The sequence below is a fragment of the Streptomyces sp. HUAS MG91 genome (genome assembly GCF_040529335.1).
Taxonomy (GTDB): domain Bacteria; phylum Actinomycetota; class Actinomycetes; order Streptomycetales; family Streptomycetaceae; genus Streptomyces; species Streptomyces tabacisoli.
In genome coordinates this window covers 1342410-1357271 of sequence record NZ_CP159534.1, presented here as the reverse complement: position 1 = coordinate 1357271, position 14862 = coordinate 1342410, and the positions used below count along the sequence as shown (strand labels likewise).

General features: G+C 74.4%; 14 protein-coding genes. 9 read left to right on the top strand and 5 right to left on the bottom strand.

What is annotated here, in order from left to right; all coding sequences use genetic code 11:
* Positions 1–5 precede the first annotated feature (5 nt).
* Complete coding sequence (locus ABII15_RS06250) at positions 6–1505, top strand: PLP-dependent aminotransferase family protein (protein WP_353941269.1); 1500 nt, start codon at positions 6–8, stop codon at positions 1503–1505.
* 7 nt (positions 1506–1512) lie between these two features.
* On the opposite strand, the gene ABII15_RS06245 is transcribed toward ABII15_RS06250, so the two are convergent.
* On the bottom strand, positions 1513–3030 hold the full coding sequence (locus ABII15_RS06245; RefSeq protein WP_353941268.1) for a hypothetical protein: 1518 nt from the start codon (positions 3028–3030) through the stop codon (positions 1513–1515).
* 112 nt (positions 3031–3142) lie between these two features.
* Positions 3143–3337 carry a hypothetical protein gene (locus ABII15_RS06240; RefSeq protein ID WP_018534760.1) on the bottom strand — a complete coding sequence of 65 codons (195 nt, stop codon included), beginning with the start codon at positions 3335–3337 and terminating at the stop codon, positions 3143–3145.
* 280 nt (positions 3338–3617) lie between these two features.
* On the opposite strand from ABII15_RS06240, the gene ABII15_RS06235 reads away from it, so the two are divergent.
* From ABII15_RS06235 to ABII15_RS06215, 5 genes are all read left to right on the top strand, one after another.
* Positions 3618–4010, top strand: a complete 393-nt coding sequence (locus ABII15_RS06235; RefSeq protein ID WP_353941267.1) for an ankyrin repeat domain-containing protein — start codon at positions 3618–3620, stop codon at positions 4008–4010.
* A 279-nt stretch (positions 4011–4289) separates the two neighbouring features.
* Entirely contained in the window at positions 4290–5702 is a 1413-nt protein-coding gene (locus tag ABII15_RS06230) for a HEAT repeat domain-containing protein (RefSeq protein WP_353941266.1), read from the top strand.
* Between the two features lie 151 nt (positions 5703–5853).
* Positions 5854–6978, top strand: coding sequence for a glycosyltransferase family 1 protein (locus ABII15_RS06225; RefSeq protein WP_353941265.1), 1125 nt, complete (start codon positions 5854–5856; stop codon positions 6976–6978).
* Entirely contained in the window at positions 6975–8138 is a 1164-nt protein-coding gene (locus tag ABII15_RS06220) for a glycosyltransferase (protein WP_353941264.1), read from the top strand. Before ABII15_RS06225 ends, ABII15_RS06220 begins: the two co-directional genes overlap by 4 nt.
* Entirely contained in the window at positions 8135–9043 is a 909-nt protein-coding gene (locus ABII15_RS06215) for an SGNH/GDSL hydrolase family protein (RefSeq protein WP_353941263.1), read from the top strand. Before ABII15_RS06220 ends, ABII15_RS06215 begins: the two co-directional genes overlap by 4 nt.
* Here the strand turns inward: ABII15_RS06215 and ABII15_RS06210 are convergent.
* The 3 genes from ABII15_RS06210 to ABII15_RS06200 form a co-directional block, all read right to left on the bottom strand.
* Positions 9011–9982: an NAD-dependent epimerase/dehydratase family protein gene (locus tag ABII15_RS06210; protein ID WP_353941262.1), complete on the bottom strand. Its 972-nt coding sequence runs from the start codon at positions 9980–9982 to the stop codon at positions 9011–9013. The two genes, ABII15_RS06215 and ABII15_RS06210, sit on opposite strands and share 33 nt — an antisense overlap.
* Positions 9979–10416, bottom strand: a complete 438-nt coding sequence (locus tag ABII15_RS06205) for a MerR family transcriptional regulator (RefSeq protein ID WP_353941261.1) — start codon at positions 10414–10416, stop codon at positions 9979–9981. The genes ABII15_RS06210 and ABII15_RS06205 overlap by 4 nt, the downstream gene beginning before the upstream one ends.
* 77 nt (positions 10417–10493) lie before the next feature.
* On the bottom strand, positions 10494–11390 hold the full coding sequence (locus tag ABII15_RS06200) for a putative hydro-lyase (protein WP_353941260.1): 897 nt from the start codon (positions 11388–11390) through the stop codon (positions 10494–10496).
* A 169-nt stretch (positions 11391–11559) separates the two neighbouring features.
* On the opposite strand from ABII15_RS06200, the gene ABII15_RS06195 reads away from it, so the two are divergent.
* From ABII15_RS06195 to ABII15_RS06185, 3 genes are all read left to right on the top strand, one after another.
* Positions 11560–12258, top strand: coding sequence for a GntR family transcriptional regulator (locus ABII15_RS06195; RefSeq protein ID WP_353941259.1), 699 nt, complete (start codon positions 11560–11562; stop codon positions 12256–12258).
* Positions 12259–12327: 69 nt separating this feature from the next.
* A complete protein-coding gene (locus ABII15_RS06190; protein WP_353941258.1) occupies positions 12328–13854 on the top strand; it encodes a hypothetical protein in 1527 nt (508 codons plus the stop codon).
* Positions 13855–13918: 64 nt separating this feature from the next.
* Positions 13919–14812 (top strand): hypothetical protein, encoded by an 894-nt coding sequence (locus ABII15_RS06185; RefSeq protein ID WP_353941257.1) that lies wholly within the window; start codon positions 13919–13921, stop codon positions 14810–14812.
* The last annotated feature ends 50 nt before the right edge of the window (positions 14813–14862 follow it).

Here is a 14862-nt window from a genome sequence, read left to right as displayed (position 1 = left end):
ACCGCATGGCTCAGTGGACTTCGGCGATCGGCTCGGCCCAGCTCGCCCGGCTGCTCACCTCGCAGCAGGAGCGCCCGGCCGGCCCCGGCACCCGCCGCCCGCCCGCCTACCGCGCCCTCGCCGACGGCATCCGGCTGCTCGTCCTGGAGGGCCGCGTCCCGGTGGCCACCCGGCTGCCCGCCGAGCGCGAACTGGCCCAGGCGCTCTCGGTCAGCCGCACCACCGTCGCGGCCGCCTACGAGGCGCTGCGCGGCGAGGGATACCTGGAGTCCCGCAGGGGCGCGGGCAGCTGGACCGCCGGCCCGGCCGGGAACCCGCTCCCCGCACGCGGCCTCGAACCCCTGCCGCCCGAGGCCCTGGGCTCGATGATCGATCTCGGCACGGCCGCGCTGCCCGCCCCCGAACCCTGGCTGACCCGCGCCGTGCGGGGCGCCCTCGAAGAGCTGCCGCCCTACGCCCACACCCACGGCGACTATCCCGCGGGCCTGCCCGCGCTGCGCACGATGATCGCCGAGCGGTACACCGCGCAGGGCGTCCCGACCATGCCCGAGCAGATCATGGTGACGACCGGAGCGATGGGCGCCATCGACGCGATCTGCCACCTCTTCGCGGGCCACGGCGAGCGCGTCGCCGTCGAGTCGCCCAGCTACGCGAACATCCTCCAGCTGATGCGGGAGGCCGGACTGCGGCTCGTCCCCGTCGCCATGGCCGACCGGCTCGCCGGCTGGGACCTCGACCGCTGGCGGCAGGTCCTGCGGGACGCGGCGCCGCGACTCGCCTACGTGGTCGCCGACTTCCACAACCCGACCGGCGCGCTCGCCGACGAGGAACAGCGCCGCTCACTGGTGGACGCGGCCCGCTCGGCGGGCACCGTGCTCGTGGTCGACGAGACCATGACCGAGCTGTACTTCGACCGCGACCTGACGATGCCGCGCCGCGTCTGCGCGTTCGACCCGGCCGGCTCGACCGTCGTCACGGTGGGCTCGGCCAGCAAGGCGTTCTGGGCCGGCATGCGGATCGGCTGGGTGCGGGCCGCGCCGGACGTGATCCGCAGCCTGGTCGCCGCACGCGCCTACGCGGACCTGGGCACTCCGGTCCTCGAACAGCTGGCCGTGAACTGGCTGCTGAACACCGGGGGCTGGGAGGAGGCCGTGGAACTGCGCCGCGGCCAGGCGCGGGAGAACCGGGACGCCCTCGTGACCGCGCTGCGCCGGGAGCTGCCCGAGTGGGAGTTCGACGTGCCGGAGGGCGGCCTGACGCTGTGGGTCAAGGCGGGCGGGCTCTCCGGGTCCCGGCTCGCCGCGGTGGGGGAGCGGGTCGGGGTGCGGGTGCCGTCCGGGCCGCGGTTCGGCGTCGACGGCGCCTTCGAGGGCTATGTGCGGCTGCCGTTCACCGTGGGCGGCGCCGTGGCCGACGAGGCCGCCGTACGGCTCGCGGCGGCGGCCCGGCTGGTGACGGACGGCCAGGGTGCGGGCGGGGACGTGCCGCGCACCCTGATCGCCTGATCCGCCGTCAGCGCTCCGCGAGCGCCTCGGCCTCGTCCGGGACCGCCTCGACGGCGGTGTCCGAGGCGTCCTCCGCGGGTGCGAGCCGCTTCGGCAGCAGCGCCATCACGGCCTGCCGGTGCGCCTCGCTCGTCGCGTCGTCGTACGGGTCGGGCGTGGCCGGCACCTGGAGCCGGTGGACCGCACCCGTGCCGAGCCGGGCGTAGCCGCGGCCGGGCGGGACCTCGGAGGTGGGGGTGGTCGGCGGCTGGACGCCGAGGACGTCCTCCAGCTCCTCCGTGGTGGCCGGACCGAGCACCACGCGCGCGCGGGTGTGCTGGCGCACCGGCTCGATCAGGGCGTCGAGGCTGTCGAACTGCTCGGCCACGACCACCGTCACCCCGGCCGCGCGCCCGTGCCGCAGCGGCACCTGGAGCAGGCTCTGCGGATCCTTGCGGCCGTCGGCCGCGGCGAGGTGCCCCAGCGCGCTCGGCCGGTCGAGCAGGATCCACAGCGGGCGCTTGATGTCGTCCGGTGTGGGGTGTCCGGCCTGCCGTGCCCGGTTCGCCGCGATCAGCCGGCGCTCGGTCTCGTGCGCCGCCCATTCGAGGCTGGCGAGCGCGCCCGCGAGGCCGCACTCGACGGCCAGGACGCCGTCCCGGCCGACCAGGCAGGCGTAGTCACCGGTGCCGCTGCCCTCGATGATCAGTACGTCGCCGTGCTGGAGGGCCTGCAACGCGATCGAGCGCACGAGGGACGTCGTGCCGCTGCCGGGCTGGCCCACGGCGAGCAGATGGGGCTCGGTGGAGCGGACGCCGGTGCGCCAGACGACCGGCGGCACGTCCCGCTGCTCCTCGCCGTCCATGACCGGCAGCGTGCGCTGCACCCCGGTCTCGTCGGTGAAGCCCAGCACCGTCTCGGCGGGGGCGGTCACGAAGCGCTGGGCGGCGATGTCGGTGGGGAGCGGGGCGAGCACCGTCACGGTGAGGTGGTTGCCTTCCTCGTCCCAGGCGAAGTGGTACTCACGGCCGCGGCCCAGCTTGGCGCCGAGCAGCTGCTCGATCCGGGCCCGCGACTCCGCCTCGCCGTCGGCGAAGTAGGCGGGATAGCTGATCGTGAGCCGGTCGAAGCGGCCGTCGCCGTCGAAGTCGTACGTCTCGAAGGCCTTCTCCCACTCGCCGCCGTGGGCGTAGAGCGGGCTGGGGTCCTCGGCCACCGAGAAGTACGGGACGAGCGCCTCGTAGAGCGAGGAGAGGCGCTTGACCTGCGACTCGTCGGGTCCGGCCGGTTCCTCGGGCTGCTTGGGGTCGCGGCCCTTCCACGCGGCCGCCGCCATGACCGTGATGATCGCGAGCAGCGGCCCGTAGGGAATGAACACCACGACCAGGACCACGGCGGCCACCAGGAACAGCAGCGGTCCGCGCCGGTCCTTGGGGGTGTCCGTCCACTTGCGTCGTCCGGCGGCAGCCAGACGACGCAGTCCACGGGTGATCGTGATGAGCGGGTGGAGGACGTCGGTGGCGCCGTCGGCGGCCGTCCGTGCCATTTCCCGGCTCCGGGCGATGGAGGCGCTGCCGGTGCTCAGAATGCGGGGCAACGGGGAGTTGGGACGCCTGACCACGTCGGTCTCCTGAAGGTGTGTGCGGGTGGATGGGCCGTCAGAACTTGATCCCGCCGAGCAGGCTGGCGAGGCTCGCGCCGCCCGCCTTGATGCTCGGGGCGATGGCCGTGCCCGCCAGGTAGAAGCCGAAGAGGGCGCATACCAGTGCGTGCGAGGCCTTCAGTCCGTCCTTGCGGAAGAAGAGGAAGACGATGATGCCGAGCAGCACGACGCCCGAGATGGACAGGATCATGAGGGTTCTCCTGGTTGGTGGGGACAGTCACCATGAGTTCTTCCAGGCTCACAGCATGTATCTATACGACAAAAGGTGCAAATGGGTGGATTTTCCCGTGTTTCACCCGGTCGGCAGACGCTGATGAGGTGCCCGGGCGGGCTGTCGGACGGTCGTCCGTACTGCTCGTGATCTTTGCCTCGCCGGGGTCGGGTCATGTGCCCCGGCGGGCAGTACCCTGGCGATTCACTCGTACGGCCGCACGGCCGTACCAGCACGGATGTGAAAGGCGGTTCGGCCGATGAGCGAAGCCCCCGACCCGGAGGTCGTGGAGCTGGCCACCAAGATCTTCGACCTCGCGCGCCGCGGCGAGACGGAGGCACTCACGGGCTACGTGGACGCGGGCGTGCCCGCGAACCTCACGAACGACCGGGGGGACACGCTCGTCATGCTCGCCGCGTACCACGGCCACGCACGGACCGTGACCGCCCTCCTGGAGCGCGGCGCCGACGCCAACCGCCCCAACGACAAGGGACAGACCCCGCTCGCGGGCGCCGTCTTCAAGGGCGAGGAGGCCGTGATCAGGGCGCTGCTCGCGGGCGAGGCCGATCCGGCCGCCGGGACGCCCTCAGCGGTCGACACGGCCCGGATGTTCGGCAAGGCGGAGCTCCTGGAGCTCTTCGGCGCCTCCTGACACACAGGCGCTGACCAGGCACGACGGGGGTGCGGGAAATGTGGTCGCGGCGGGCGGAACCGCTGGGTCATGATGACGGCGTGATTTACGGACGCGATGGTGGGGCAGGTGCTGCCCACGTGCCACGCGGGCCGTAAGTGGCCCGGATCGGGCCTTGGACGAGAGGCAGAGAGATGGTCTACAGCAAGCAAGAAACGGCGGGCGCTCCGACGTGTTGTCACGTGGCCAGGTGAGTGCGGATTCCCGGTTGCGTCGACGCTTGATGTGAGGCTGTTTCCCATGTTCGAACCGGTCATAGCGCCCAGCGGTACGCTGCTCGGCCTGCTGCAGCGAGGCCGCGGTGACGGCACGCTGCACGCGCTGACGGCGCCGCGGGACGAGGCGCTCGCGGCTCTGGATCACTGTGTGCTGAGCGACCCCCGCCACGACTGGCAGGTGGAGAACCGCTCGCTGTACTACGCCCGTCTCTACCTCGATCTCCACGGCGGGCTCGGGGAGATCGAGCGACACCTTTTCGACCCCGACGACCTCCTCGACACCGACGAGTGCCGTACGGGTCTCGCCCTGTCCGTGCTCGGGCACCTCGCCTCCTACGGCAGGCGGGACGCCCTGGAGCTGCTGCGCAGGTACGCCGCCCTCGGCGGGAACTGGGCGTGGGCGCTCGACGAGCTGGCCCTGCGCGACGACGACGCCGGGCTGCGCGCCCTCGCCGAGCCGGTCCTCGCCCGCTTCCCGCTGGACGCCGAGACCGACCTGGTCGCGGCCGTCCGTGACGCCTTCGAGCCCCGGCCGTGGCGGCTGTGGGCCGAGGATCCGCGGCCCCATGTGGGCGCACGCGTGCGTGCCGCCCAGGAGTCCGGCTCCTTCGACCGCTGGCAGCGGCAGATGCGCCCCTCGGGGCCGCGCCCCGAATGGAGCGTGCAGGCGGTCTTCGACTGGGCGCAGGCGGGCTTCGAGCGCGGCGCGGCGCTCTACGTGCCGGCCGCCCGCTGCCTGACCGCCGTCGCGGGCCCCGCCGACCGCGCCGAGATCCTGCGCGCCGCCCGCGACGGCTCCGACGGAGCCCGCTGCACCGCCCTGCGCTATCTCACCGACACCCACGATCCCGACGTCCTGGATCTCGTCGAGGCCGCCGTGGCGTCACCCTCCCGGGTGGTCGTGGACGCGGCCGTCGACTGCTTCGAGCGGATGCGGTCCGTCGCCGCCGTGGAGCGCGCTCGCCGCTGGGCACCCCGGCCCGACGTGCTCGGCGCCGCCGCCGGGCGGATGCTCGCGTGCCGCGGCGGCACCCAGGACCAGGAGCTGGTCCTGACCGCCCTCCGGGAGGCCGTCCGCGGCGACGGACCCGACGCCCCCACCCTCTGGCCGCTCGTCGACGGGGCGGGCCGTCTCGGCATCGCCTGCGCGGCCCCCGTGCTGCGGCACATCTACCGCGAGACCGCCTCGTCCCACGGACGCGGCCGGGCCGCTCGTGCCCTCGCCGCCACCGACCCCTCCTTCGCCGCCGGATTCGCCGTCGAGTGCCTGTGGGACTGCGAGGAGTCCACCCGCGAGATCGCCGCACGGCACGCCGAGACCGGTGACGCCCGGGTCGTCGACCAGTTGCGCAGGCTCGCCGCCGATCCGGCCGAGGAGGCCGAGGTGCAGACCGCCGTACGCAGCAGGATCGGGCCGGACGCGACGGCCCTGTGACGCCCTGATGGACGGGAGGCGGCCCCTGGACGAGGGGCCGCCTCCCGCCGTTCTCCCAGGTGTCGCAGGGTGACGCAACGCTCACGGGACGTTCCACAACGGGAAAGATCCACTTTGACGTGGGCACGCCGGACGGGGCGAGAACACCCGTATGCGTGTCGTCATCGTGACCGAATCCTTCCCGCCCGACATCAACGGAGTGGCGCACTGCGCCCTGCAGACCGCCCGGCACCTCGCCGCCCGCGGTCATGACCCCCTGGTCATCGCACCCGCCGTCGCAGCAGGCCTCGAGGCGGACGCGGCCGCGCCCTGCCCGGTGGTCCGCGTCCCCTCGCTCCCGCTGCCCGGCTATCCCCAGGTGCGGGTCGCGCTGCCGAGCCGCCGCGTCGCTCAGACCCTGGCCGCGCACGGCGCCGAACTCGTCCATCTGGCCAGCCCGTTCGTGCTCGGCGTGCGGGGCATGGCGGCCGCCGCCCGGCTGCGGATCCCCGCCGTCGCCGTCTACCAGACCGACCTCGCCGGCTACGCCCGTACGTACATGGGGACCGGGGAGGCCACGGCCTGGCGGCGGATCCGCGGCGTGCACGGCGCCGCCGACCGCACCCTGGCCCCGTCCACGGCGGCCCGGCGCGACCTGGAGGCGCACGGGGTGCCGCGGGTGCGGCTGTGGCCCCGCGGGGTGGACGCCGTACGGTTCCGCCCCGAACTCCGCGACGAGCGGCTGCGGGCCGACCTCGCGCCGGGCGGCGAACTGCTCGTCGGATACGTGGGACGGCTCGCGCCCGAGAAGCAGGTGGAGCTGCTTGCCCAGGTGTGCGGGCGGCCCGGTGTGCGGGTCGTGATCGTCGGCGACGGGCCGAGCGAGGCGTCGCTGCGCGGCGTGCTCCCCGGCGCCCGCTTCCTCGGGCGGCGCACCGGCGACGACCTCGCCCGGATCTACGCCTCCCTGGACGTGTTCGTGCACACCGGCCCCTACGAGACCTTCTGCCAGACCGTGCAGGAGGCCATGGCGAGCGGCGTACCGGTGGTCGCGCCCGCGGCCGGCGGCCCGCTCGACCTCGTCGCGCACGGGACGACCGGACTGCTCGTGCCGCCCGGCGACGCCGGTGCCGTGCACGACGCGGTGGAGACGCTGGCCGCCGATCCCGCGCTGCGGGCCGCCTACGGCGGCGCGGGACGGGCGGCGGTGGCCGGGCGGACCTGGTCGGCGGTGGGGGACCAGCTGATCGACCACTACGACGAGGTGCTGCGCGCGCGGACGGCGGTGGCGGCATGAGCCGGGCCCTGCGCATCGTCCGGCTCGCCAACTTCGTCACGCCGGCCTCGGGCGGCCTGCGCACCGCGCTGCGCGAACTGGGCGCGGGGTACGCGGCGGCCGGGCACGAACCCGTGCTGATCGTGCCCGGGGAGCGGGCGGCCGACGAGGAGAGCTACCAGGGACGGGTCATCACGCTCCCGGGGCGGCCGCTGCCGGGCACCGGCGGCTACCGCGTGCTCGCCGACCGGCAGCGTCTGACACGGCTCCTCGAACGGCTGCGCCCCGACCGCCTGGAGGTCTCGGACCGGACGACCCTGCGCTGGACCGGGGAGTGGGCGCGGCGGGCGCGGGTGCCCGCCGTCATGGTCTCCCACGAGACCGCCGACGGCGTCCTGCGCGCCTGGGGTCTGCCCGAGGCGGCGGCACGACGGGCCGCCGACGCCCTCAACACCCGTACGGCGCACGCCTACGCGCGCGTGGTGTGCACCACGGAATGGGCCGAGCGGGAGTTCGTCCGGCTCGGCGCCCGCAACGTGGTGCGGGCCCCGCTCGGCGTCGACCTCGTGAGCTGCGGCCCGACGGCACGGGACGCGGGCGTACGGGCCCGGTACGCGCGCGAGGGCGAGGTTCTGCTCGTCATGTGCACCCGGCTGTCCGTGGAGAAGCGGCCCGGTACGGGGCTCGCCGCGCTGGCGGCGCTGCGCGCGGCCGGCGTCCCCGCCCGGCTGGTCGTCGCCGGGGACGGCCCGCTGCGGGCACGGCTCCAGCAGCGGGCGCGAGGGCTGCCGGTGGTGTTCCTCGGGCATGTCGCCGACCGGGCCGCGCTCGCCGCGCTCCAGGCCACGGCCGACGTGTGCCTGGCGCCGGGGCCCGCGGAAACGTTCGGCCTGGCCGCTCTGGAGGCTCTGGCCTGCGGGACCCCGGTCGTCGTCAGCGCGTCCTCCGCGCTGCCGGAGGTGGTCGGCGCGGCCGGTGCCGTGGCCGCCGACACCGGAGCCGCCTTCGCCCGTGCCGTACGGGAGGTGCTGGCGCGGCCCGAACGGCAGCGCAGGGAGGCCGCACGCGCGCGTGCGGAGTGTTTCGGCTGGGACGCGGCGGTGGACGCCTTCCTGGCGGCCCACGACGCGGAACCGCTCAGGGTCGCGCCCCGGCTGCCCGTGGTGCGGGAGCCGCGATGAGGCCGCTGCGGTTCGCCGCGCTCGGCGACTCCCTCACCGAAGGCATCGGCGACCCCGTGGGCGGCGGCCGGTGGCGGGGCTGGGCCGCGCTGCTCGCGGCGGGGCTCGCGCCCGCCCACGTACCCGTGGAGTTCCGGAACCTCGCGGTGAGCGGGGCACAGACCGGCGACGTCCTGGAGCGGCAGTTGCCCGCCGCGCTGGCCTTCGCCCCCGACGTCGTCTCGGTCGTCGTCGGCGTCAACGACACCCTGCGCCACACCTTCGACATCCAGGCGGTCGCCGCCCGGCTCGACACCGTCTACGGCGCGTTCGGCGACCGGGGCGCGGTGCTGCTCACCGCCTGCCTGCCCGATCCGGGTGCGCTGCTCGGCCTGCCCGGGGCCCTGGCCCGCCCGCTCGCCCGCAGGCAGCGCGCGGTGAACTCCGTCGTGCACGTCCTGTCCGAACGCCACGGCGCCGTCCATCTGCACGCCGCCGAGGGCGACGGGGTGGCCGACCGCGCGCTGTGGAGCGCGGACCGGCTGCATCCCGGGGAGCGCGGGCACCGGCTGCTCGCCGCCCGCTTCCACGCCCTGCTCGCCGCGTCGGGGGTGGCGCACGGCCCGGCACCGGGCACCGAACCCGACGGGCCCGTGCCGACCCGCACCGCCGCCTGGTGGTGGCTGGCCACCGCGGGCACCGGCTGGGTCGCCCGGCGCTGCACCGACCTGCTGCCCCAACTCGTGGCCCTGGCCGCGGACGAGGTGCGGCACGGGCTGCGCGGGACCGGCGCACGGCTCGACCTGCGCGCGTCGGCCGCAGTGGCGGCGGCCCTCTCCGCGACCTCCGCCGGTGCGCTGCGCGTCGGGGGCGAGCGGAGCGTGCCGCGCCGGTCAGTCCTCGAGCAGCCCGAGGTCGCGCAGTGATGTCGCCGAGTCCACGAGGGTCGTGGCCACGTCGCGCGGCCGCCAGCCCAGTTCCGTACGGGCCCGGTCGTTGTGGATGACCGGGCGGGGCAGCGGGGCGCCCGGTGCCTCCTCGGCCGGCACGCGCGCGGCGAGCGGTCCGAGCCGTTCGCGCAGAACGGCCGCCAACTCGACGAAGCTGAGCGTCGGACCGTCCGCGACAGCGAGGAACCGCCGCCCCGCCGCCTCGGGAGCGGCCATCGCCCGCAGGTGCAGGTCCACCACGTCACGGACGTCCACGACGCCGAAGCGCGCCCGCGGGGCCACCGGCATCGCGCCGTCGAGCATCGCCTTCACCAGCTGCATGGAGGAGCCGAGCGTGGCCGTCAGGGTGGGCCCGAAGATGCCCGTCGGGTTGACCACCACGAGTTCGGTGCCGCCGCCCGGGCGCTCCATCAGGTCCCACGCGGCCCGCTCGGCGATCGCCTTGGAACGCGGATAGGGCGCGAGCCCCGGGGTGTCGGGGTCGGTCCAGTCGTCCTCGGTGAACTCGGCGCCCGGCTTGGGCGTGTAGCCGACCGCCGCGAACGACGAGGTCAGCACGGTGCGCCGGACGCCCGCGGCACGCGCCGCACGCAGCACCCGCAGGGTGCCCTCACGGGCCGGGACGATCAGCTCGTCGGGGTCGTCGGGCTGGACGGCCGGGATCGGGGAGGCCACGTGGTGCACCTCCGCGCAGCCGGCCACCGCGGCGGGCCAGCCGTCGTCGCTCATCAGGTCCGCCGCGACGACCTGGAGCCCGGCGTCGTCGGCGCCGCCGCGCCGCACCGCCGCACGCACCTCGGCCTCGCGGGCCGTCGAACGCACGGTGGTCCGCACCTCGCGCCCGGCGAGCAGCAGAGCGGCGATCAGCTGCGTGCCCAGATAGCCGGACCCGCCGGTCACCAGCACCCGGCTCATCGCAGCACCTCCAGACGGCGTGCGGCGTCGAGTGACCGCTGCGTCGCCACGGCCTCCGCCGCGCCGTCGCCGCGCTCACGCGCGTCCCACAGGGCGGCCTTCTCGCGCAGATAGCCGAGCCGGGCGCGCTGCGCGGCGATCTCCTCCTCGACGCGCGCCGCGTGGCGCAGCAGCAGATCGCGCTGCTCGGCCGCCGCCGCCCGGCCGCGCGCCCGGTTGGCCTGGTAGGTGCGCATGTCCTCGATGCTCATGCCGACCGCGCGCAGACAGGCCAGTGCCTGGAGGAGATCCAGATCCTCCTCGGCGTAGCGGCGGTGCCCGCTGTGCTCGTCGCGGCCGACCGGCCCGATCAGCCCCACCTCCTCGTAGTAGCGCAGGGTGGGTTCGCTCAGCCCACTGCGCCGCGATACGTCCTGAATCGTGTAGTTCGACATGTCCGGCAGCAGAACACACCTCAAGCGCTTGAAGGCAAGTACGGACCGTCTGTGGTGCTCGCGCGGGTCGCCCGGTGTCAGTACGGCGGCTCGATCCGGTACTGCTCGTCCCGGGTGTCCGCGACGAACATGTGCCCCGGCGCGTGGGTGATCGCGAACGGCGGCCTGGACGTCATCACGGCCGCCTGCGGAGTCACCCCGCAGGCCCAGAAGACCGGGATGTCGCCGGGGGCCCGGTCCACCGGGTCGCCGAAGTCCGGAGCGTCGAGGTCCGTGATGCCGAGGACCCTCGGATCGCCGATGTGCACCGGGCCGCCGTGCACCGCCGGCATCAGGGAGCTCTCCCTGATCGCCGCCTCCAGAGCCTGCGGCGGGACCGGCCGCATCGACACGACCAGCGGGCCGTGCAGCCGCCCCGCGTCGCGGCACGCGCGCGTGGTCACGTACATGGGCACGTTCTTGTTCTGCTCGACGTGGCGCAGCGGCACCCCGGCCGCCGCGAGCGCCCACTCGAAGGTGAAGCTGCACCCGATCAGGAAGGAGACCAGATCGCCGCGCCAGTGGTCGGCCACGTCGGTCGGCTCGGCCGTCAACTCGCCGTGCTCCCACACCCGGTAGCGCGGCAGATCCGTGCGCAGATCGGCGCCGGGGGCCAGGACGGTGGTCAGCCCGCCCGCGTCCGTGACGTCCAGGACCGGGCACGGCTTCGGGTTGCGCTGGCAGAACAGCAGCATGTCGTAGGCCCAGTCGGCCGGTACGGCGATCAGATTGGCCTGGGTGTGGCCGCGCGCCCAGCCCGCGGTGGGAGCGCTCGCGCCCGCGCGGAAGTGGGCGCGGGCCCGCCGGGGGCTCCAGGCGGCGGTGCGGCCGAGCGCCCGCAGCCGGCCCGGGGCACCGTCGGGGCGGGGGAGCGGGGAGGGCGGCGCGGACGGGTGCGGGGCGGTGGCGCCCGGCGTCGGCGGAGTCGTGCTCATGAAGCACCTCGCAGGAGTACTCGGGAACTCACGGGGAGACGAGCGAGCGGATCAGCGTGCGTGGTGGTGCGTGCAGCGGAGCGGTGCCTGACCGCCAAGGTAGAGGATCGTTGAACGATCCCTCAATACCCACGTTGTTTCGTTCTTGCATCTACGCTTGAATTCGGCCGTGGCCACGGAAGAACTGAACGCACTCGCCGACGACCGGGCGCTGCTGGGACGCACCAGCACCGCCGAGCGCGTCGCGGACATCCTCAGGACCCGGATCGCGGAGGGCTTCTTCCCGCCCGGAACCCGCCTGTCCGAGGACAGCATCGGCAGCGCGCTCGGCGTCTCCCGCAACACCCTGCGCGAGGCGTTCCGGCTGCTCACCCACGAGCGCCTGCTCGAACACCGGCTCAACAAGGGCGTCTTCGTACGGGTCCTGAGCATCGACGACGTCGAGGACATCTACCGCACCCGGCGCATGATCGAGTGCTCCGTCGTGCGCTCGCTCGGCCAACCGCCCTTCGCCCTGGACCGGGTGGCCGCGGCCGTCGAGGGCGGACAGCGCGCCGCGAAGGCACGGGACTGGAAGGGCGTCTCCACCGCCAACATCCACTTCCACCGCGAACTCGTCGCCCTCGCCGGCAGCGAGCGCACCGACGAACTGATGCGCAGCGTCCTCGCCGAACTCCGCCTCGCCTTCCACGTCGTGGACGACCCGCGCCGCCTCCACGAGCCCTACCTCGCCCGCAACGCACAGATCGTCCGGACCCTCGCCGACGGGCACCGCGACGAGGCCGAGACGCTGCTCGCCGACTACCTCGACGACTCCCGCGACGGACTCGTCGAGGCGTACGGGCAGCGTGTGGCGCGCGAGGCGTAACGCCCGCCGAGGACCGAGGCATCTGCGTCGTTTCGACCGTTGTCGGACCCAGCGCCTAGTCTGTGCTCCGTGACTTCGCCTGCCACCACGGAATCCGTTCCGCCCCAGCTCAGCGCGGGGCCGCGCCCCGCACCGGGCCCGGCCGCCGACGAAGGGCTCGCGCGGCGGCTGCGCGCGCTCGCCTGCACCGCGCCGCTGCACGACCTGGACGTGCGCAAGGCGAACCTCGCGGGCGAGTACTCGACGTACGGCATGGCCGAGGTCGCCCTCTCCGCGATCGACCTCGTCACGCTGAACATGGACTTCGACACGGGCGCCGACCACGAGCAGATAGTGGCTCGCCTGATGCCCCGCATCGCCGCCCAGGCCCCGCAGCGGCCCACCGCGGAGCACGAGCGCGTGGCGCGCTGGGTCCTGGAGAACCTGATCAACGTCGGCAGCGTGGACCGCGGCTTCCGCGCCGTCTACGGGACGTTCGCGACGGACGGCTCCTACGTGCGCCGCGACTACGACTTCAAGCTGATCGAGGAAGTCCCCGGCTACGGCGGCAGCGTCTACCTGCGCACCACGGACGAGGCGGTGAACGTCCTCGTCGGCGCCCTCGACACCGATGTCACCAGCGCCCAGATCGCCGCCGAGGTGAAGCTGGAGGTCCTGATCAGCCGCGGCCGGCTCGCGGACGCCCAGCTCGCCGCCGAGCAGGCCCGCTACCGGACCGTGCAGTACTCGGAGACCCTGCGCAAGGCGCTCGACGCCACCCGCCGCAATGTTCGCGCCGTCGACTGGCTGCGGACCGTCCCCGACATGATCGCCGAGGCCCTCGACCACGTGGCGGACCGCTACCGCCACGAGAACGCGATCCTGACGAACATCCGCAAGGCGCGCGACGAGTCCGAGGACCCCGAGCAGAAGCGCCGCGCCGCCGAGCTCGTCGACATCGTCAAGGACTGCATCCGCCGCCACACCCAGCTCCAGTCCCGGCTCCTGGAGGCCGGACCGCTGTTCCGCGCCGAGCAGGACCGGCAGGCCTTCGCCACCCCGTCCGCGCGCGCGGGCCTCGACCTGTACGGGCAGCTCGTCGCACCCCTGCTGCCGCTGCCGGTGCAGGACGCCCGCAAGGTGACCGACGCCTTCTTCGCCCGCGGTACGGGACTGCGCACCCCCGTCTCCGTACGCGTCGGGGACCTCGTCGACATACTGCTGACCCCGCCCATGGAGCGGGAGCACCTCGGCGCGGAGATGCCCGAGCCGGACCTCATCGAGACCCCGGACGACAGCCGGTTCAGCGAGGCACAGCTCGCGAGCGCCAAGCAGCTCCTCGACCTGCCCGCGGACGCGCCGCGCCGCCTGTCGGGACTGCTCGCCGAAGCCCGCCGCCGCGACCCCGAACTGCCCTACCTGGTCGCCCTGCTGGCGGTCCACGCGGCGAGCCCGGCCGTCGGCACCGCCTACCGCCAGGGCGAGGAGAAGCTGCTGTTCGCCGTGGACGACGGCACCGAGCTCGACGACGACGAGTTCGGCGGCGCCGACCTCATCGTGGGCACCGCCCTCCTCGACGCGGCAGGCATGGCCGCGGACCGGACGGAGGCCGCGTGAGCCACGGACCGCGCCGGATTCCCGGGCACCGGATGTACGTAGGAACGATCAAGGAGCACCGCCCGTGACCGAGCACCCCGAAGAGCACGCCGAATGGGGCGAGCCCGAGGCGTCGGGCCCGGCCAGGGTCGCGGCCCCGATCACCCCTGCCGACGCCGCCGACGCCGCGCGGCTCGTCGCCTTCGGCCTGCAGCCCAAGCTCCAGCCCTCCCGTGACCAGGAGTACCAGGAGCTGCTGCGCCGCTACCGCGAGGACCCGGCGTTCGCCCGCCTCGCCGACGCCGTCGCCTCCGGGCTCGGCCTCGTCGTCCTCGAGGTGTCCCCGCGCGCGGGCATGGCCGTGACCGCCGCCGAGGACTCCGTGTTCGCGGTGCGGATGGGCGACTACGCGCGCCGGACCGCCGCCGACTCCACCGACCGCTTCCTGCACGGCCTCGCCCATCTCGCCGTCGCCGCGCTCGCCTTCCCGCGCCCCGAGGACCTCGCCGACGACGGCTACATCGGACGCGTGAGTGTCAACGGCGTGGACGCGTTCGTCCGCCAGGCCTGCCACAAGCTGGAGGAGCGCGCCGAGGAGCAGGGCGAGAACACCGACCCCGCGACCGACGCCCCCGGCCTGGAGGCCGCCTGGCGGATCTGGGCCCGGCGCAGCTCCACCGGCGCCACCAAGGACACCCGCCGCCTGGCCAACTCGACCACCGGCATCGTCGCCAAGGCCGTCGCCTTCCTCACCGACTCCGGATTCCTGCAGCGCACCGGCGACGACGGCGGCGGCACCTACCGCACCACGGCCCGCTACCAGCTCCAGGTCCGCGACATGGCGGGCACCGCCGCCATGGCCGAACTGCTCGACCTCGGCGTCGTGGCCGTCACCGACGGCTCCGCGAGCCTGGTCCCGCCGATGGACGAGGACGCGGGCGATCTCGTCGCCGACGCGGGCCTGCCGTTCCACTCCTGATCGCGCACCCGCCGCATCCTCTGAACTTCCGTATCTACCACGAGAGTCCG

Bases quoted from the DNA above. Each gene is read 5' to 3' on its own strand.
- ABII15_RS06250 (WP_353941269.1), top strand. From the start codon at position 6: ATGGCTCAGTGGACTTCGGCGATCGGCTCGGCCCAGCTCGCCCGGCTG.
- ABII15_RS06245 (WP_353941268.1), bottom strand. From the start codon at position 3,030: ATGGCACGGACGGCCGCCGACGGCGCCACCGACGTCCTCCACCCGCTC.
- ABII15_RS06240 (WP_018534760.1), bottom strand. From the start codon at position 3,337: ATGATCCTGTCCATCTCGGGCGTCGTGCTGCTCGGCATCATCGTCTTC.
- ABII15_RS06235 (WP_353941267.1), top strand. From the start codon at position 3,618: ATGAGCGAAGCCCCCGACCCGGAGGTCGTGGAGCTGGCCACCAAGATC.
- ABII15_RS06230 (WP_353941266.1), top strand. From the start codon at position 4,290: ATGTTCGAACCGGTCATAGCGCCCAGCGGTACGCTGCTCGGCCTGCTG.
- ABII15_RS06225 (WP_353941265.1), top strand. From the start codon at position 5,854: ATGCGTGTCGTCATCGTGACCGAATCCTTCCCGCCCGACATCAACGGA.
- ABII15_RS06220 (WP_353941264.1), top strand. From the start codon at position 6,975: ATGAGCCGGGCCCTGCGCATCGTCCGGCTCGCCAACTTCGTCACGCCG.
- ABII15_RS06215 (WP_353941263.1), top strand. From the start codon at position 8,135: ATGAGGCCGCTGCGGTTCGCCGCGCTCGGCGACTCCCTCACCGAAGGC.
- ABII15_RS06210 (WP_353941262.1), bottom strand. From the start codon at position 9,982: ATGAGCCGGGTGCTGGTGACCGGCGGGTCCGGCTATCTGGGCACGCAG.
- ABII15_RS06205 (WP_353941261.1), bottom strand. From the start codon at position 10,416: ATGTCGAACTACACGATTCAGGACGTATCGCGGCGCAGTGGGCTGAGC.
- ABII15_RS06200 (WP_353941260.1), bottom strand. From the start codon at position 11,390: ATGAGCACGACTCCGCCGACGCCGGGCGCCACCGCCCCGCACCCGTCC.